General features: G+C 43.0%; 15 protein-coding genes. 2 read left to right on the top strand and 13 right to left on the bottom strand.

Annotated elements, in window-relative coordinates; all coding sequences use genetic code 11:
• Window positions 1-115 precede the first annotated feature (115 nt).
• Window positions 116-1,372, top strand: a complete 1,257-nt coding sequence (gene tyrS / locus O3602_RS08755) for a tyrosine--tRNA ligase (RefSeq protein ID WP_003004779.1) — start codon at window positions 116-118, stop codon at window positions 1,370-1,372.
• Window positions 1,373-1,434: 62 nt separating this feature from the next.
• Here tyrS and O3602_RS08750 read toward each other — a convergent pair whose 3' ends face one another.
• The 4 genes from O3602_RS08750 to O3602_RS08735 are packed head-to-tail and all read right to left on the bottom strand — an operon-like array spanning window position 1,435 to window position 4,040.
• Window positions 1,435-1,848 (bottom strand): DUF3021 domain-containing protein, encoded by a 414-nt coding sequence (locus tag O3602_RS08750; protein WP_003004151.1) that lies wholly within the window; start codon window positions 1,846-1,848, stop codon window positions 1,435-1,437.
• 9 nt (window positions 1,849-1,857) lie between these two features.
• Window positions 1,858-2,313 (bottom strand): LytTR family DNA-binding domain-containing protein, encoded by a 456-nt coding sequence (locus O3602_RS08745; protein WP_003013710.1) that lies wholly within the window; start codon window positions 2,311-2,313, stop codon window positions 1,858-1,860.
• 18 nt (window positions 2,314-2,331) lie between these two features.
• A complete protein-coding gene (locus O3602_RS08740) occupies window positions 2,332-3,174 on the bottom strand; it encodes an ABC transporter permease (RefSeq protein ID WP_003013711.1) in 843 nt (280 codons plus the stop codon).
• Entirely contained in the window at window positions 3,174-4,040 is an 867-nt protein-coding gene (locus tag O3602_RS08735; protein WP_003013626.1) for an ABC transporter ATP-binding protein, read from the bottom strand. The genes O3602_RS08740 and O3602_RS08735 overlap by 1 nt, the downstream gene beginning before the upstream one ends.
• Before the next feature lie 235 nt (window positions 4,041-4,275).
• On the opposite strand from O3602_RS08735, the gene O3602_RS08730 reads away from it, so the two are divergent.
• Window positions 4,276-5,130, top strand: a complete 855-nt coding sequence (locus O3602_RS08730) for a putative RNA methyltransferase (RefSeq protein WP_003013565.1) — start codon at window positions 4,276-4,278, stop codon at window positions 5,128-5,130.
• Between the two features lie 40 nt (window positions 5,131-5,170).
• Here O3602_RS08730 and O3602_RS08725 read toward each other — a convergent pair whose 3' ends face one another.
• The 9 genes from O3602_RS08725 to O3602_RS08685 form a co-directional block, all read right to left on the bottom strand.
• Window positions 5,171-6,475 (bottom strand): response regulator transcription factor, encoded by a 1,305-nt coding sequence (locus O3602_RS08725; RefSeq protein ID WP_003013717.1) that lies wholly within the window; start codon window positions 6,473-6,475, stop codon window positions 5,171-5,173.
• 10 nt (window positions 6,476-6,485) lie between these two features.
• Window positions 6,486-8,132, bottom strand: a complete 1,647-nt coding sequence (locus O3602_RS08720; protein ID WP_003013791.1) for a sensor histidine kinase — start codon at window positions 8,130-8,132, stop codon at window positions 6,486-6,488.
• Between the two features lie 2 nt (window positions 8,133-8,134).
• Window positions 8,135-8,746: a YesL family protein gene (locus O3602_RS08715; protein ID WP_003004533.1), complete on the bottom strand. Its 612-nt coding sequence runs from the start codon at window positions 8,744-8,746 to the stop codon at window positions 8,135-8,137.
• Between the two features lie 168 nt (window positions 8,747-8,914).
• Window positions 8,915-10,396: an ABC transporter substrate-binding protein gene (locus O3602_RS08710; protein WP_371611514.1), complete on the bottom strand. Its 1,482-nt coding sequence runs from the start codon at window positions 10,394-10,396 to the stop codon at window positions 8,915-8,917.
• 79 nt (window positions 10,397-10,475) lie between these two features.
• Complete coding sequence (locus tag O3602_RS08705; RefSeq protein WP_003004100.1) at window positions 10,476-11,408, bottom strand: carbohydrate ABC transporter permease; 933 nt, start codon at window positions 11,406-11,408, stop codon at window positions 10,476-10,478.
• Between the two features lie 13 nt (window positions 11,409-11,421).
• Window positions 11,422-12,351, bottom strand: coding sequence for a sugar ABC transporter permease (locus O3602_RS08700; protein ID WP_003004309.1), 930 nt, complete (start codon window positions 12,349-12,351; stop codon window positions 11,422-11,424).
• A 224-nt stretch (window positions 12,352-12,575) separates the two neighbouring features.
• On the bottom strand, window positions 12,576-14,456 hold the full coding sequence (locus tag O3602_RS08695; protein ID WP_371611513.1) for a beta-N-acetylhexosaminidase: 1,881 nt from the start codon (window positions 14,454-14,456) through the stop codon (window positions 12,576-12,578).
• Window positions 14,450-15,319, bottom strand: a complete 870-nt coding sequence (locus O3602_RS08690; RefSeq protein ID WP_371611512.1) for an ROK family protein — start codon at window positions 15,317-15,319, stop codon at window positions 14,450-14,452. Before O3602_RS08690 ends, O3602_RS08695 begins: the two co-directional genes overlap by 7 nt.
• A 91-nt stretch (window positions 15,320-15,410) precedes the next feature.
• Window positions 15,411-18,056 (bottom strand): alpha-mannosidase, encoded by a 2,646-nt coding sequence (locus O3602_RS08685; RefSeq protein WP_371611511.1) that lies wholly within the window; start codon window positions 18,054-18,056, stop codon window positions 15,411-15,413.
• Between the last annotated feature and the right edge of the window lie 63 nt (window positions 18,057-18,119).

The following is an 18,119-nucleotide window of genomic DNA, read 5'->3' as shown; positions in this document are numbered from 1 at the left end:
AAAATTGTCGCTCATTCTTCTTGGGTAAGGACAAGAAAATGATGGAAAGCATTGCCATTTCCGTGGTTTATGGTAGAATAGAGAAATGAATAATCTTATAAAGGAGAAAAGACATATGCACATTTTTGATGAGCTAAAAGAGCGTGGTTTGGTATTTCAAACGACGGATGAAGAAGCCTTACGCAAAGCACTGGAAGAAGGTCAGGTTTCTTATTATACTGGTTATGATCCAACTGCTGACAGCCTTCATCTTGGTCACTTGGTTGCCATCTTGACGAGTCGTCGTCTTCAACTAGCAGGCCACAAACCTTATGCGCTCGTTGGCGGTGCGACTGGTCTCATTGGTGATCCGTCCTTCAAAGATGCTGAACGTAGTCTCCAAACAAAAGAAACTGTACAAGAATGGGTTCGCTCCATTCAAGGGCAATTGTCTCGTTTCCTCGATTTTGAAAATGGTGACAATAAAGCCGAAATGGTCAACAACTACGATTGGTTCGGAAGCATTAGCTTTATTGACTTCCTTCGTGATGTCGGAAAATACTTTACGGTCAATGCTATGATGAGTAAAGAATCTGTTAAAAAACGGATTGAGACAGGGATTTCTTACACAGAGTTTGCCTACCAAATTATGCAAGGCTATGACTTCTACGTCCTCAACCAAGAACACAATGTAACCCTTCAAATCGGTGGATCTGACCAATGGGGAAACATGACAGCCGGTACTGAGTTAATGCGTCGTAAAGCAGATAAAACCGGTCATGTTATGACTGTGCCTTTGATCACAGATGCAACTGGTAAGAAATTTGGTAAATCAGAAGGCAATGCGGTTTGGCTCAATGCAGACAAAACATCTCCATACGAAATGTACCAATTCTGGATGAATGTGATGGATGCGGATGCTGTGCGCTTCTTGAAGATCTTCACATTCTTGTCACTTGATGAGATTGAAGAGATCCGTAAACAGTTTGAAGCTGCTCCTCATGAACGCTTGGCTCAAAAGATCTTGGCGCGTGAAGTGGTCACCCTTGTCCACGGTGAAGAAGCCTACAAGGAAGCCCTCAACATCACCGAACAACTCTTTGCAGGAAACATCAAAAACCTTTCTGTCAAAGAACTCAAACAAGGCCTTCGTGGTGTGCCAAACTACCAGGTCCAAGCAGAAGACAACCTCAACATTGTTGAACTCTTGGTCACAGCTGGTGTGGTAAATTCTAAACGCCAAGCCCGCGAAGATGTTCAAAACGGAGCTATCTACGTCAACGGCGAACGCATCCAAGACCTTGACTATGTCTTAAGCGATAGCGATAAATTAGAAAATGAATTGACCGTTATCCGTCGCGGTAAGAAAAAATACTTTGTTTTGACATATTAAGAAAGTAAAACCACGAAGTTTGGTATGAACTTCGTGGTTTTCTTATACACTTTTTTCTGGGACTATTTCCCTTTTCTGCGATGCAACAACGCTTGGTTAATTCGTTGAGTTTTTTTATGGAGCTGCCAAATCTGGTAAAGCCAGATCAGGCCGTAAATGGCTAGAAAGATCAACCAAGGAATCGGGCTCCGTAAGGCTGTCCCCCAGCCAAAAAACAAGTAGGTTAATGCTAAGATGGCAGCTGTCACAACTAAATGCAAGGCTACACGCAAACTATAGGTCAAAAACTCTTCTTCCTCAAGAATGAATGTCAAGACCCCCATTGTCCCACTCATCAAAAAGATCGCCAGGATATTGCGGACATTTACAGCGGGGTAGACGATGTTGGGATAGACATGGGATAATAACACCAAACATAAATAAAAGAAGGATCCTGTCCTCATACCAGATACAAAATAAGCTATAACTCGTTTCATCACTTTCTCCTATACCCCTAAATAATCCATCAAGGATTTGACATATTTCCGACTGACACTTGATTTTACTCCGCGTGTCAGTTTAGCCATCATATTGCCTGAAAAACTATCCGATAGCGATTCCAAATGGTCGATATTCATCACCGCGTGGCGGGATATCTGTAAAAAATTACGACGATTAATCCGATGTTGAAAATTTGTCAAAGTATCTCTGACGATGAACGTTTTGTCTGTCGTATAAATGGTTAGCTGATTCTTATCAATCTCGGCTAGAATAATGTCATCAATTTTCACCATGATCAAATGATCATCTGTTTTGATAGGGATCACTACTTGATTCACTGTCGAAAATTGTTCGAGATAGTCCATCACCTCTCGTGCTTGATCGGATAATTGCTTGGCTTGAATGACCACACAGGGGTCGTTTTCTGGGATATCCTGTTTTTCCTCAAAACGAATCTTCATTCCTACTCCAATTCTCACTTACTTTCTTTTATTCGATCTTTTTGCTAAGGAAACCCAAATCCCCAAAGCTAGAAGAATACCACCTAACACTATAAGGTATGTTTGTTCCTTTGTCAATAAAGCTTGCCATTTGAGCTGAATACCCATTTTTTCTTGAAACTCTTGAAGAAGATTATCTTGACCTTTAAAGGTCTCATTTAATGCTTCTTTCATGAGTACTTGCCGATAAAGTGCAGCAATATAAGTTGCTGGAGTACATTTCATTAGTAGTTGTGCAAAATCAGGTAGAACACCTAAAGGTACATAAGTCCCTACCAAAAAACCAGAAGCTGTACCCACTATGGTCGAAAACTTCCCAAGACTGTCTACGGAATGGAAAAAATAAACAAAAATGGCATTCACTAAACTAGAAAGCAGGCTACTAAGCAGCATAATAAGGAGTACTTCAGGTAATAAAGACAGTGCTGGAACTTCTCTAAAATAGCCACACATCAGCACATACATAAGGGCCTGCATGAAAAAAGAGATGATGATTGCGCTCGTTAGATACGAAAATGGTAACCGCCACTTTCCTTGATCCGATAAATAAAGATCCTGATCTACTTGATGTTCACGATCCTTTACTAGCTGAGTCAGGGCAGCCAGACTTGTCGTAATCCCTGTCACAGCCAGCGTCCCACTCATTAACCAATTATTTAACACAGGACCACTATTGGGGAGCTGAGCCCAAGCATCTGTTAGATTTTTTTGAAGAAAAATAATATAAAGAATAAAGGAAATTAAGGCTCCCAACAGAGAGAAGAAAACTCCTGAACGATTTCTGAAGTACAATAAAAAATTTCGCTTTAGTAAGGCTAGCATTAGCGAACCTCCCTTCCTGTAAGTGCAATAAAGGCATCATCCATAGTCCCTGGACGAAACTCAAAATGGGCTATTCTATCTCTAACTTGTGCCAGGTAATCAATGGCTTCCCTTTCACTCTCGGGTTGAAAAACATATTCTAATGGTCCTTGTTGTTCTACCGACATTCCCGAAGATTTGAGACTTTCTATCTGCTGCATCTCCTTGAAACGAATCTTCAAGATGTTTTTTGCATACTGGCTCTTAATATCTAGTGCTGATCCTTGAGCAATCACTTCCCCACGGTCTACAATATAAATTTGATCAGCTTCATCTGCTTCGTCAAGATAATGCGTGGTCAATACAACGGTCATTCCCTCTTCTATCTGCAATTGATAGAGCAAATCCCAAATAGACTTCCGAGTTTGGATATCCAAACCTGTCGTTGGCTCATCTAAGAACAAAAGGTCTGGACTGTGTAGTAGAGCACGCGCAATGTCAACCCGACGCTTTTGGCCACCTGAAAGAGTCCCATATTTCTGTTTTTGGAAAGCTGATAGGCCTAGCCGATCAATAAGATCAAACACACGATTTGGTTTTAGGTCTTTGTACTGTCTGGCACGAATGGTCAGATTTTCCCTAACCGTTAGCATCTCATCTAAAACACTGGTTTGGAAGACCACACCAATTTTAGTACCTGGTTTATAGATGATTTCACCTTGCGTTGGTTGTTTCAAACCAATCAACATGGAAATCGTCGTTGATTTCCCCGCCCCATTTGGTCCTAGAATCGCATTAAAGGTTCCCTTTTCAAACTGTAAGTGAATATTGTTTACGGCTAAATGATTTCCATATCGTTTACTGATGTTTTTAGTTTGTAATATCATGTTCTCTCTCCTTTTGATAGAACCAGTCTAGCAAAAAAGCCGCTTAAAAAACGGCTTTTGGGGATAAGTGGTCAAAATGAAGAGATGAGTGGCGAGATAGAAGAGATTAAAATGAGGGAATTAAATAAAGAGACTCAAGTTCCATTCAATACCGCGTAGATTCGTTAAAAAAGTGTGACTTAGTCCCATTAAAGCATCGGTTGCTATCTAGAGGCTCTTTTGTTACACTACTAATATGAATACACCGATCAAACCAAAATTACAACGATTTCAAACAGCCACTGCTTTTGCCTGTCCCATTTGTCAATTGGACCTAGAACTTGTGGGGACCAGTTTTAAATGTCCCAAGGGCCATTCTTTTGATTTAGCGAAATTTGGCTATGTCAATCTGGCTCCCCAGATCAAGCAATCGAAGGACTATGACAAAGAAAATTTCCAGAATCGCCAGCTAATCTTGGAAGCAGGTTTTTATGAGCCGATTCTAACAGCGATCGGACAAAAAATTCCGACCAGTGATGCCAGAATTCTAGATATCGGTTGCGGAGAAGGCTATTACTCCCGAAAACTACAAGAAGCCTATCCCAAGGCTACTTTCTATGCCTTTGATCTTTCCAAGGAATCTGTGCAACTAGCTGCCAAGAGTGACACTAGCTGGAAGGTCAATTGGTTTGTAGGAGACTTGGCTCATTTACCCATTCAATCCAAGAGTATGGAGGTCATTTTGGACATCTTCTCCCCGGCTAATTACGCTGAATTTGAGCGTGTCTTAAAGGCTGAAGGGGTGATTATTAAGGTCGTCCCAACCTCTTCTCATCTGAAAGAAATTCGTCAGTTGGCCCAAGATCAATTGACCAAGCAATCCTACTCCAACCAGGAAATTTTGGAGCACTTTGAAGACCACTGCCAGATCCTCTCATCCGAAACGGTCAGTCTCACCAAGAGTTTAACTCCTGAAGAACGCCAAGCGCTCCTCGCTATGACCCCTCTTCTATTTCACGTAGATCAAGAGAAAATCGACTGGAACCAACTCACAGAAATCACCATTGAAGCGGAGCTGCTGGTTGGAAAAATCAAGATACAAAGAACGTAAAATGAAAAGTAAAAAGGCTGAGACAAATCGTCTCAGCCTTTTACTCATTTTCTGCATGCTCTGTCATGACTTGTAAGCGATAGGTTTTAGGCGATTTTCCACAGAGTTTACGGAAAACCTTGTAGAAATAGCCCACATTGCTGTAACCGACTTTATAGCAGATATCTTCAATACTGTCATTGGTCGATAAGAGGAGCTGCTGGGCAGCCTTGATCCGCTGTTTATTGAGGAGTTCTGCGAACGTTGCATTGGTTTCTCGTTTAATCAATTGGCCTAAATAGACTGGATTGATAAAGAGAGCCTGACTGATGTCCTTGAGCGACAGCTCTTTTTGGTAATCACGGCTAATCACTTGGAGGACACTCGCTACATTTTCGTTCATCCGATAGTGGGATAAGAAACGAGACAACTCTTCCTGGATGAAGCTAATCATCTCGCTAAAGGTAGCAGCTTCTTGGACTTTCTTGACCACATCGGCCAAATCATCTCCCTGCAGGTATTCAAACAAATGAAAGACATCCATCAAAAATTGGATAAAGAGTTGCTTGGTCAACGAAACCTTGGGTGTCTTCTCAAGGATCATTTTTTCCAACCAATCCAGTTCTTCTAAGATCTGTTGGATATTTCCTTGCATGATCACCCGGTAGGCCGGTTCGTAGTAATGGAAGACCTCTTCATCTTGATTGAGAGGGGTCGCTCCATAAAAGAGACTCCGCTCCACTAGGTCCTTAAATTGATGAAAGTGCTCCTTATAAGGTGGCTCAAAGGCCTTCTCAATCATGGCTTCTTCTTCTTGATCTGAGATAAAGAGTTGAAGATTTTGCCCGAGAACTTGGTAAGACGAGCTGATAAAACCTTTTTTCTCCTTAGCAATCCCAATCCACAGTGAATTCCGGCCTGCGATATACCGACAAAACTCTTCCTCAGAGATGTCATCGTGAATCAAGCGGTTGGCCAACTCTTGGCTTGGTTGCTGGATTTGGTGCTGGATTTTTTCTAGGATATTGCCCATCTCCACCTTATTGACAGGTTTGAGCAGGTAGTCTGCCACGCGCAAATTGAGGGCTGTCTTGACATATTCAAAATCCTGATAGCCTGACATAATGATAAAAGCAGCATCTGGAATCAAATCCTTCATCTCTGCAATCATCTGAAGTCCGGTCTTTCCAGGCATATTGACATCCGTGATCACCACATCCACTGGATGTTCTCGCACATAATCAAGGGCCTGGTCGGCATCTTCTGCAGTTGCGACCACTTCCATATTCCAGTGGTCAAAGGGGATTAATTTTTTTAACCCTTCTGTAATCATATACTCATCGTCTACTAATAAGACTTTGTACATTCTGTCTCCTTTATTCATCTTGAATGGTTATCGTATAGGTCACTCCATGGTGAGGTTGGGAGAAGACTTGGATATGGTAGCGATCTCCAAAATAGAGTAGCATGCGTTCATGGACATTGACAATTCCGATGGACTGCCGACCACTCTTTTCTTCGATTTCTGAGCGTGGATTGCGATTGGCTAGTATCTCTTGAATTTTTTCTAGCTGTTCTTCTTCCATCCCGCGCCCATTATCACTGATCAGGATCATGACTTGCCCTTCTCCTCGCAAGACCTTGACACTGATCACATTGTCCTTGCGTTTATGATCCACTCCATGGGCAAAATAGTTCTCAACCAAAGGCTGGATGGTGAATTTGGGAATCTTCATCTTTTCCAAACCTGGATCGATCTTAAAGCCATAGGCAATCGATTTTGGATAACGCACCATACAGAGGTAGCTGTATTTGCGACAAAATTCGAGCTCATTTTCAACTGTCGTCACTCGCCCATCTGAGATATTATTGCGCAAGAGACTACTAAACTCATAAATAATATCACCCAATTCATCCTGCTCTTGCATGACGGCATACATCCGGATAAATTCCAGTGTATTGTACATGAAGTGGGGATTGATCTGGGCTTGTAGCGCCCGCATATTAGCATCTTTTTGGCTGAGCTGTAGCTGGTAGATATCCCGAATATTCTTATCCATATTGTCTAACATGGTATTAATCATATTCCCAATAACCAGCAGTTCTTGGTCCTTGGTCGAGGTATCAATCCGTCGTTCACTATCGCCTTGACTGATCTGATTCATGGTATCGACCAAATCGAGGACTTGACGCCGGTAATTTTTGAAAATCTGCCGTAATAACAAGTAAAGGATCAAGAAAATTAGGAAAGCAATGGAGAGAAAAGTGGTCAGGTTAGCTAGACCCTTTTTGACCAGATAACTTTCAGAAACAGCTACATCCACCTTGTAGCCATAGATCGTGCTACGGGTTTGCCATTTAACATCCTTTGATTGTCCCTTATCCCCTTCATGGTACATCTCTTTCCCAAAGGGAGTGAAGATCCGCACAGCGACCGGAAGATCGCCTCTGGCATTATCAATCGCTGCCGTCAAAATTTCTTGGTCCAGTGTCATATAAGCAATCCCAACTCCAGCACCCGTAGTCGGATCTGTCAAAGGAACCGGAATGGCTGTCGCAGGAGCCTTGTAATGGTCCGCTGAGACTTGCTTGCCTCCCTGTGATTGCCGGGTAGAGACAAATACCGTCTTGTAATCAGACAAGGTGACATCGATACCCTCGATGTTTTTATTGCTCAAATAGAGACTGTCAATATTCTTATGTAGGGACAATTGGATATACGAAGGGAATTGGGCATTCAATCGCCAAGTCTCATACTCCGATGGTGACAAGGTAAAATAGCGATAAACCCCTTCTAATTTTGCAGGGTTTTCAACGAGGCTACGACCTTCTTGTGTGACCCGTTGATAAGAGGTCTCAAGATCCGTCGCCACTTCGGTTAAGACCCGTTGGGCGATCCGGTCGGCTTCAGCTTGCTGGTTTTTCCAAGAGATCCCCGCAACGACGAGGCCCATAATGGTCAAAATGACCACCATGACATAGGCGTAGAATTTTAAAAGCGTACTTAACCAGATTTTTTTCATCGTTAGGATACCAATTTTTCGTGGATGTTTTGATAAACAGGGTCAAAGATATCATTGACAAAGAAATGCCATACACCGATCAAGACGAAAAAGAGAAGGGCTGGCATATAGTAGCTAATGACGCCAAGTAGCGCTGTTCCAAGGATGAGCTTGAGAACCGGACGAATGTCCAGCAACATTCCGATCAAACTGAGCTTGATACTATTGGCATAAGAGAGATCAAAATGCACTTGCAATTTCAAATAAACAGCGTAAGCTAGAGGCGCAACCAAGAGAAAAACCAGATTAAACAAGAGAACCAAAATTTGGAAGAAATTCAAGTGAGGAATCTGGATCATGAGGTACATGCCATAGAGAAGAACCCCTTCAATGGCAAAGAAGGTGTAAAAGACTTGATTGGCTGGGCGTAGATTTTCTTTGAAGAGTTCCCAAGCGCGTGACCAATGATAGTCTTTGTAGGACATGCCATTTTCCGCATAGAGGCTCATAACTGTGGTGCCGGCCGGTCCTACTCCTAGCAGAACACCTCCACAGATCGTCAAGACCCAAAAAATCCCTGTTACCAGCATGGCAACATAGACTCTCGTAAAAATGAACTCGATGATTTTTCCCATCATTCAGCCTCTTTTCCAATTAGTCATTCTATTATACCATAAAAATAAAACGCTTCCTCTATTTGCATTGGTAAATTGAAATATTGATTTTCATTTACAGGACTCATTTTCATAAAGACACAAAAAGGCTCTGGAGATCCCTCCAAAGCCTTTTCGCACTACCTGTTCTTATTTTTTAGAAGCAAGGAATTCGTCGTATTGTTTTTGCATTTCGTCAAGCACTTTTTGGTAAGCACCTTCTGATTTCAATTTTTCAAGCATCTTAGGAACTTCTACTTCAGGATCCACAGTACCAGTATTGATAGCACCTGCGAATTGGTTCAAAGTATTTGTAAGAGCAGTGATTTCTGATTTCACTTTGTCTGTGTTAAAGATGAAGCCAAGTGCTGGAGATTCTTTTGCAGTTTCCAAGTCTTTCTTAGATTGTGCAATTTGTTCATCTGTTACGTTTTCGTTGATGTAAAGAATCCAGTTGTTACCAGTGTTCCATCCAGACATGTGAGTGTTTCCGTTGTAGCCATCCAAGACTTTGACACGGTTTTCTTTGCCGGCAACTTTTTCCCAGTTCTTGCCTTCTGGTCCATAAACAAGGCCGTTCAAGAGTTCTGGATTAGTGTTCAAGAGGTTCAACACTTCCATGGCTTTTTCTTTGTTCTTAGAGTTGTTTGAGATAACAAAGTTAGCTACTTGAGTAGTGTTGTTCTTCTTGTAAAGTTCAGTAAATGGTTTGATTTCGATCTTACGGTTTGCTACACGAGTAAGCAAGCTGTTACCGTAGTCAGCTGGTCCTACTGTTTCTTCACGAACCAACCATGTATCTTGAGAAAGATCATAACCAGTGTCGCTAGTTGCTACGTCTTTTGGAATGTATCCTGCTTCGTAGTATTTGTGAAGAGTCTTCAAGTTTTCTACATAACGTGGAATTGTGTAACGGTCAACGATCTTCGTAGTGTCACCTTTCAAGTCAACAACGAATGGAAGTCCATCAACAGCCACATAGTCGAAGTCATCTGAAGGTCCACCGTAGCTCTTGTTCATTGCAAATGGAACAACATTTGGATCTTTTTCTTTGATGGCTTTCAAGACTGGTTCAAGAGAAGCATAGTCTTTCACGTTTGAGATATCGATACCATATTTTTCAAGAAGTGGTCCGTTGAAAGCAAAGTTTTGAGAAGATGCAACGTTAGCTGCTACTGGAACAGCATAGATCTTGCCGTTTACAGTGTTCCCTTTGATGTAAGCTGGGTCAAGTGCTTTGTAAAGGTCTTTCCCTTCTTTCTTGTACAATTCTGTCAAGTCAGCATAAGCACCTTTTTGAGCGTTGATGACATAGTTATTAGCAAAGGCAATATCATAGTTTTCACCAGATGAGATGATAACGTTCATTTTTTGTGCGTAGTCACCCCAACCAAGATATTGAATATCCAATTTTGCGCCAACTTTCTTTTCAATGATCTTGTTGGCATTTTCTAACAAGGTATCCAAGTTATCTGGTTTGTCACCAATTTGGTACATCTTGATGACTGGTTTCCCGTCTTCAGTTGTTGCTGACTTCTTGTTATTCCCTGTAAGGTTTCCACAAGCAGCAAGAGTAGCTCCAAGAGCAATGACACTAGCAGATGCTAACGCGTATTTTTTCCAATTTTTCATAAGAAAAATCTCCTTTATGTTATTTTCTTTTTAGACTAAGTTATGAGTTGAAAATCTTGCTGATTTTCAATGAACGATGTTATTCTTTCACACCACCGATGGTCAAGCCTTTTACAAAGTAGCGTTGGAAGAATGGATAGAGAATGGCGATCGGCACTGTTGCCACAACCACCATGGCCATACGTCCCGTTTCCCGTGGGATGGATTGTACGGCTCCTGCCAATTGGCCGGATACCCCGACGTTTTTAGCGATGTAATCCATATTGTTTTGGATTTGCATCAAGAGGTATTGCAATGGGTAAAGGTTGTCACTCTTAATATAGAGGAGGGCATTGAACCAGTCGTTCCAGAACCCTAAAGCAGTGAACAAACTGATAGTTGCAATCCCTGGTAGAGACAATGGCAAGCAGATTTGGAAGAAGATCCGTGTTTCACTTGCCCCATCGATCCGAGCGGATTCAAGGATAGCTTCTGGAATGGTTCGTTTAAAGAAGGTCCGCATCAAGATGATGTTAAATGGACTGAGCAACATTGGGATAATCAAAGCCCCGATGGTATCACCTAACTGCAAGAGTTGAGTGGTCACAATGTAGCTTGGGACCAACCCTGCACTAAAGAGCATACTAAGGAGTGAAAATACGGTAAAGAACTTGCGGTATTTAAAAGTACTCCGTGAGATAGCGTAAGCATAGGTTGTTGTGATAAAGACATTACATGCTGTTCCCACAATGGTCACAAACAAGGTAATGAAGAGGGCTTGCAAGATTTTGTCTTTAAATTGTACCAAGAAGAGGTAACCATCAAATCCAAATTTTGCTGGCCAGAATTGGAAGCCATGGACTGCCAAACTTTGTTCGTCTGTCAAGGAGATCATGACAACGAAGATGAAGGGAAGCACACAGGTCAAGCCGACCAAGGTCAACAACAAGGTAAAGAAGAAGTTGCTCTTCTTACTGAAAGAATGGATCCCGACATTATCAATTTTTTCTTTTTGAATGGTTGATTTTTTCATACGATCCTCCTTTCTAGAAGAGAGCGGCATTCTTATCAATGCGACGGGCAATGATATTTGAGATTAACACAAGAACCAGACCGACAACTGATTGGTAAAGACCGGCTGCTGCTGTCATCCCGATATCCCCTGACTTGGTCAAACCGTTGTAGACATAAACATCAATAACGTTGGTCACACTATAGAGCGCTCCAGCATTATGCGGGATTTGGTAGAAAAGACCGAAGTCTGCGCGGAAGATATTTCCGACTGCAAGAATGGTCAAAACCGTAATCAAGGAAGACAACTGAGGAATGGTGATGTTGCGAATGCGTTGCCACTTAGACGCACCATCCACGGTCGCTGCTTCATAGAAGGTTGGATCGATTCCCATGATGGTTGCATAGTACATGACACTGCTATAACCAAAGCCTTTCCAGATTCCTAAGAAGAGGAGAAGCGCTGGCCAGATCCACAATTCCGAATAGAAATTGATGGCTTTCATACCAAATGAAGCTAAGATGTGGTTGACCAATCCTTTGTCCACGTTAAGGAAAGCATCGGTGAAGAAGCTGATGATAACCCATGATAGGAAGTATGGGAAGAGCATGGAGGTTTGAAGCACCTTGACCACTCTTTTTGATCTCAACTCACTAAAGATGATGGCGATCCCAACGGAAACAATCAATCCTAAGAAGATGAATCCTAAGTTGTACAATACCGTGTTTCTTGTAATAATGTAGGCATCTTTGGAACTAAAGAGGAACTTGAAGTTGTCAAAGCCAACCCATTTACTCTTCATGACACTGTCGATGAAGCCTTCTCCCGTAATATGATAGTCCTTAAATGCTACGATATTCCCAAAAACCGGAATATAGAAGAATAAGATTAACCACGCTGCACCAGGTAAGACCATTAAAAGAAAAATGAAATTTTCTCTCAGAGTCCTCACAAACTTTTTCATTTAACTCCCCCCCTTTGAGCCTTGAGCGTGTTTTTGCTTTGGTAGCGTTTACATTACCTATTATAAGATAGCCCTTTTATATTTTCAAACTCCAAATTATAGAAAAAATTCTACAAATTTATGACATAGCTTTAAAAAGAGTAGAAAAGGGTGGTCGTAAACACAGCTCCTCTTCTACTCCTATCGACCGTGGCTGAGACTTCTGTCATTCAACCCGGCATTTTTTACGTTGTATAAATGGTTGAAGCAGTCGCAATGGTATGCCATTGATTAGCTGTTGTAGCTGCGAAGTCCTTATCTCCGTAGAAATCATTAAATGGCAAGATGTCTACTTCTAGTTCATCGATACGAGAGATGGAACCGGCTAGATAGTCTTCAATACGACTTTCTGCTCGTTTGATCCGTTGCAAGAGGCCACCCATCCGGATATCTACGGTATCCAAGCCAAAGACCTTGTTCTCTTTCAGCCATTGGTGGCTAAAGAGGCTATGGAAGGTTTCAATCTTGCTTCTGAGTTTTGGCAATTCTTCTCTAGCAATTTGTTGCAAGCTTTCTTTATCATCTGCGTGATAGGCCTCACGGATGCGTCGTCCTACATCCACCTTGCTACTTAAAATAGCATTCAACTGAGCCTGGGTCTCAAAGAGATAGGCGTAGATACCTGCTTTTTCTTTGATAGCAGTAAGAGTCTCAGCTGCTTGGGCAAAGTGTGGTTTGTCCTGCTCAGGAGTCATGTGCTTGTCAAGGATTGGACAGAGAACATCCTGATAAAATACGTAGCGGTTAGGATTAATCCCACTGAGATTGTCTGGTAGATCAGGTAAGAGGTTGGCCAGATCCAGCTGCATAAAGTCCTCAACGGATAGACCTGTATTGGCCTTAAAGTGAGCTGACAAACGCTCTAAATCATTGCGGTAGCTGAGCTCCGCCCAGATTTGCAAGCTAGGCAGGATAGAGAATTGAGCTGTTTCCCCACCATTATCCCCCCAACCTGTCACAATGACTTCTTTGATCTGATTGGCACGGCAGGCTTTATTGGCTTCGACTGCAATGAGACGGCTGAAATGGTTGTGGGGCGTAAAACCAATCCATTTCCAAGCACCACCTGCAAAGGCGATATCCTGGCTAATCTTGTGGTGGTTCCGGAAGTTTCGGTTGTATTTTTCTTCGCTATCCTGGTAATAATCCCAGTAAACCAAGGTGACACGGTCTTTGAGACGATCTAGGTAAACACGCGTTTCTTCTGGAATTTCTACCTCACGATCGTACTGACCATCTGCTGACATAAGCTTGAAGAACATATCACTCCACATCTGGCAGTGGAAACCGTATTTGTCTGCAATATCCAGCACGCGCTCCAAGTGTTGGCACATGAGAAGACTCCGATCCACAATACCGTTCAAGATGAGGTAGCGTCCCAAACCAACCAAGTGGGCTTCATCCATTCCGATGTTGACCTTACGAGTTTGTAGTTTAGATAACGTCGCAAACATACCGTCAATCAGGTCATAGACTTTTTCTTCACCGATGAGGAGAATGTCTTCTACATCACGAAGTTGCTGCACTTCCTTGACACCCCATTTGACAAAGGCTGATAAGTGAGCCAAGGTTTGGATGCATGGGACAAAAGTCATGTCAAACTGTTGGGTGTAATCTTCAATTTCCTGTAACTCTTCAGCTGAATAAGCTCCACGGAAATATCCAAAGTAAGGTTGCCCCTCGATTTGATAGGTGTCTTCCATGTAAAGCTCAAAAGTTGAGTAGCCCATGAGAGCCAAGAGTTCAATCATCTGCTTGGCTGATGCGACATTGAGCACAGCATTGCGCGAACAGTCCGCCATATAGGCCAAATCTTCATAAGCCGCCGGCTCCTCAATCTCGACCTTGTCATCTTCCGCCAAAGCTGATGCTAGAACGGATAAGGCGCGGTATAGTTGATGCGGTTTGCGGTAGGTCAATTGATACTGTCCACTCTCACCCTTGATAGAGATAGAAGCATGGTCAGACTGAGCAACTGCCACCTCTACATCTGGTAGAGAAATGTGATTTTGGAGCAACTCTAAAGCTTGCGCTTGTTTACTGCTGATTCCGGTAAAACTTACCATTGGTTTTCCTCCTGTAACCAGTTCACAAGGGCACCGTAGAGATTGGCATCTGCCTGATAGGTGCAAGCTTGAATCACTGGAGCAATTGTATATTCTTCATATCTGTCCACAAAGGCGTCCACTGCTTTTTGAACCCCTTTGATAAAATCTGGATTCTGACTGATAGAGCCACCTAGACTAATGACATCTGGGTCAATGAGGTACTGGATATTAAGGAGCCCCTGGGCTAGATTACGGTTCATGCGCTCGATAGCTTCTTGGCAAAGAGCATTGCCGGCTACCGCCTCTTGGTACACCTTGCGGCCATCCCAGTCAGACTGACCAGATTTTTCAATGACGTAGCGAACCATGTTTCCTGTAGAAGCGAGTTGCGACCAGTTGTTGAGCTTTTCTGCCGGCTCGATGGTTGTCATATAGCCAAACTCACCGCCCAAACCATGATGTCCACGGTGAAGCTTGCCATTGATAATCATGGCTCCACCGATTCCTGTACCAATCACGACACAGGCTGCATTTTCAATCTCAGGATGCGCCAGCAATTCACTCAGTCCAACACAGTTGGCATCATTTTCTAGATGGACAGGTAGCTTGTGATGAGAAAGAGCCTCATACCATGAAAAACCATGGATGTAAGGAATGGCACTGATCCCCTCAATCACCCCTGTTTCTTGATGAACGGCACCTGGCACACTCATGGCAATCCCACGGTAGTCACGTTCTGACAATCGCTGGTCCAACCAAGCTAACAACTCTTCTAGTGTTTCTGGAGTTGGGGTGCTGGCCTTATCTAAAATCTTTCCATCAGGAGTGAGACTAGCAAACTTAATCCCAGTCCCTCCGATATCAATCGTTGCAATGGTCATTGCTTTTACCTGTAAAAAGGAGCGAGTCAGCAGTCGGTTCTTACTCTTTTCGCTCCTCCTTTCTTTTTATTGTTTCTTCAGCTGCAAACAGCTATACTTCTTCTTTTTTAATCCATTCTGTCCGGATTTCTTGCGGTGCCAATAAACCTGTATGGACCGGATACGGTTGTTCTAGAAGATCGACAACCGTTTGTTGTCCTTCTGACACGCGCACATTTTCTTGGCTCATGTTGTAATAGCGAAGGATGTAACCTTCTTCATTTTCTGCTACCTTAAAGGCTGTTGGACAAACCTGAGGATGTGTCAAGGCTGTATGCTTGAGTAAACTACCAGACGCTGCTACACTTCCTTCTTGTTTTTCAACTTGAAGGCTGGTCATCGGTGTCTGCAAAGCTTTAGCCCGGCGATAAGCGGAGAAGCGGCCCTGAGCTTGATGGCATTCCACTGCATATTCAACCTCAAAGTCCCGCAAGCATTGTGCTTCTGGCGTTGGGAAATAGCCCCAGTCACCAAGTTCTCCAGAAGCCCGAAGAATGGTCACGGCAATGGTATCATCCCCTAAAATTTCATATTCATGTAAACCTTTATTGGCTACTGTTACCCCCTTGACATCATCATACAAGCTGACAAAGGCTTGTTGGTGTTGGGGATTTTCAGGATTTTCCCAAGAAGCAGCCGGTTTATTTGGCCGTGTCACAACTTCATAGATACTTTCAGAATCGTTGCTTGGACGTGTATTGTGAGTCTTGACCAGGAGACGGATACGGTGATCCTTAGCTGTATTGGTGAAGCGCGTCTTGAAGCGAATTTGCGGGTCATCCACAAAGATGGTCATCTCCGTTTCAAGAGGGATAGTTGTCACCTCTTCTGAGCGACTTGCCTTGCGGTTCATAAACTCGATAATGCCTCTTTGCTCCGCATCCAATTGTTCATCTGCGCTAACTGGAATGGTCAAGTCATGTTTGAGCAAGACCTTAGCATAGCGAGCATTATTTTCCAGAACTTCATAACCTTTTAGTTGAGCAAAAATTGGCTCTGTTCCTTTTGGTTGGAAGTAGATATATTCATTTCCGATATCACCACGATCTTCAAAACGAAGGAAATCCTCATAAGCCTCATTGGTCGTTTTATCATAGAGGGTCAAGCCATCATCGATACTAAGGGTTACAAATGGCGTATCGATCACCCCATTTTGGAAAAGGCCATCATGATGAGGTGCTTTGCCTTCCAAGAGCTGGAAGGTGGTCCAAGAAAGAGGCGCTAGGTGAACCGGAACCGTCACGCGCACTTGACGCGCGATATAAGGTTGACGGAATTTATCCTTAGGCAGGGTATAGCCAAAGCTTGCCCCCAAGTCTTCAATCTCTGCTTCTACAAGATGCCCATCTAAATCTTCTACGTGGTAGTCTGGCAAGGTCAAAGTGGCCATTTTCTTGAAGCCCTCTGTCGGATGCAATTCCTTAAATGGACAAACCGCTACGTCGACAATCGTGCTGACAGTGTCCACCTTGCTATGCAAGCCAGTGTTGATGACTGTAAAGAGGTGCTCACTCTGGGCTTTTTGAGTTGCTAGTTTACCCTTCCATTCGTTCAGAAGGTTGGTCTTGACAAAGTTTCCAACTTGGTTAACCTTGGCAAAACGGACTTCCATTTCACGGTGAACATCATCTACGCTACATCCACAAATACTATCGTGTGGCGCATTTTGTAAGAGTGTCTTCCAGGCATAGGTCAATTGATCCTTGTGGTTGTGCCCACCAGTAATGATGGTCAAAGGTTCCACCACTTGCTCTAGCAAGTTGCTGTTTTCTTGAAAGGCTTGCTTGAGATAAATCCGAGAGGAAGACGTATTTGCCAGTGTGTACCAACCATCGGTTTCCTGACTGGTCAATTCTCCCGTAACCGTAGATAATTGCTCAGGAAGCGCACTTTCCACTGCTTGAACATATTCATCAAAAGAGCTATGAATAAAGGTCACGTCAGGGAAGAGTTCATTGGCCACGCGAATAGCTTCACTCAAGTTCCGTTGAACTGGTTGATGGTCACAACCGTTCATCATCAACCATTGGTTGGTTGAGGCATAATCACGAACGTCTGCTAATTTTTGTTTCCAGAAAGCCAAAGCTTCATCTTTATCCACTGGAATTTCATTCCCATTACTGTACCAGTTGGCAAAAAGAATACCGAGTACGCGACTACCATCCGCCCCTTGCCAGTACATTTCAGAAAATTGAGAGGTAAACTGCTCATCTTCGAGGACTTGGTTGTCAAATCCGATTGGTTTGACTCCACGACCAAAGGCTGCTACGTGAATCCCTGATTTTTGAAGAATTTGAGGTGCTTGCCCCATATTTCCAAAGGTATCTGGGAAGTAACCAATCTGAGTGGATTTGCCCCATTTGGCGCATTCAGCCTGTCCAATCAAGGTATTGCGGACGTTGGCTTCACTGGAGATCAGGTAGTCATCCTGCAAGATATAGAAAGGACCAATCTTGAGCTTGCCCTCGTCGATATAACGTTGCACCTTGTCGCGGTTTTCAGGGCGAATTTCTAAATAGTCGTCAAGGACAATGGTTTGGCCATCTAAGTGGAAACTTTTGAACTCCGGATCATTTTCAAAAAGATCAAACAGATTGTCAAACAGTTCCACCAATTGCATGCGGTGGCTTTCAAAAGGTAGATACCACTCACGATCCCAGTGGCTATGAGAGATGATATGTACAACAACATTTTCCATGAGTAAAACCTCATTCTAACTTAAATTTAAAGATCTATTTGTGATTCTTGACAAGAATCTGTC

The sequence above is a fragment of the Streptococcus sp. 27098_8_186 genome (genome assembly GCF_041432055.1).
Classification (GTDB): domain Bacteria; phylum Bacillota; class Bacilli; order Lactobacillales; family Streptococcaceae; genus Streptococcus; species Streptococcus dentalis.
This window is presented reverse-complemented; position numbering and strand designations above follow the sequence as displayed.

Bases quoted from the DNA above. Each gene is read 5' to 3' on its own strand.
- O3602_RS08740 (WP_003013711.1), bottom strand. From the start codon at position 3,174: ATGCTAGCCTTACTAAAGCGAAATTTTTTATTGTACTTCAGAAATCGT.
- O3602_RS08750 (WP_003004151.1), bottom strand. From the start codon at position 1,848: ATGAAACGAGTTATAGCTTATTTTGTATCTGGTATGAGGACAGGATCC.
- O3602_RS08720 (WP_003013791.1), bottom strand. From the start codon at position 8,132: ATGAAAAAAATCTGGTTAAGTACGCTTTTAAAATTCTACGCCTATGTC.
- O3602_RS08705 (WP_003004100.1), bottom strand. From the start codon at position 11,408: ATGAAAAAATCAACCATTCAAAAAGAAAAAATTGATAATGTCGGGATC.
- O3602_RS08735 (WP_003013626.1), bottom strand. From the start codon at position 4,040: ATGATATTACAAACTAAAAACATCAGTAAACGATATGGAAATCATTTA.
- O3602_RS08685 (WP_371611511.1), bottom strand. From the start codon at position 18,056: ATGGAAAATGTTGTTGTACATATCATCTCTCATAGCCACTGGGATCGT.
- O3602_RS08730 (WP_003013565.1), top strand. From the start codon at position 4,276: ATGAATACACCGATCAAACCAAAATTACAACGATTTCAAACAGCCACT.
- O3602_RS08715 (WP_003004533.1), bottom strand. From the start codon at position 8,746: ATGGGAAAAATCATCGAGTTCATTTTTACGAGAGTCTATGTTGCCATG.
- O3602_RS08690 (WP_371611512.1), bottom strand. From the start codon at position 15,319: ATGACCATTGCAACGATTGATATCGGAGGGACTGGGATTAAGTTTGCT.
- O3602_RS08700 (WP_003004309.1), bottom strand. From the start codon at position 12,351: ATGAAAAAGTTTGTGAGGACTCTGAGAGAAAATTTCATTTTTCTTTTA.
- O3602_RS08745 (WP_003013710.1), bottom strand. From the start codon at position 2,313: ATGAAGATTCGTTTTGAGGAAAAACAGGATATCCCAGAAAACGACCCC.
- O3602_RS08710 (WP_371611514.1), bottom strand. From the start codon at position 10,396: ATGAAAAATTGGAAAAAATACGCGTTAGCATCTGCTAGTGTCATTGCT.
- O3602_RS08695 (WP_371611513.1), bottom strand. From the start codon at position 14,456: ATGGTAAGTTTTACCGGAATCAGCAGTAAACAAGCGCAAGCTTTAGAG.
- tyrS (WP_003004779.1), top strand. From the start codon at position 116: ATGCACATTTTTGATGAGCTAAAAGAGCGTGGTTTGGTATTTCAAACG.
- O3602_RS08725 (WP_003013717.1), bottom strand. From the start codon at position 6,475: ATGTACAAAGTCTTATTAGTAGACGATGAGTATATGATTACAGAAGGG.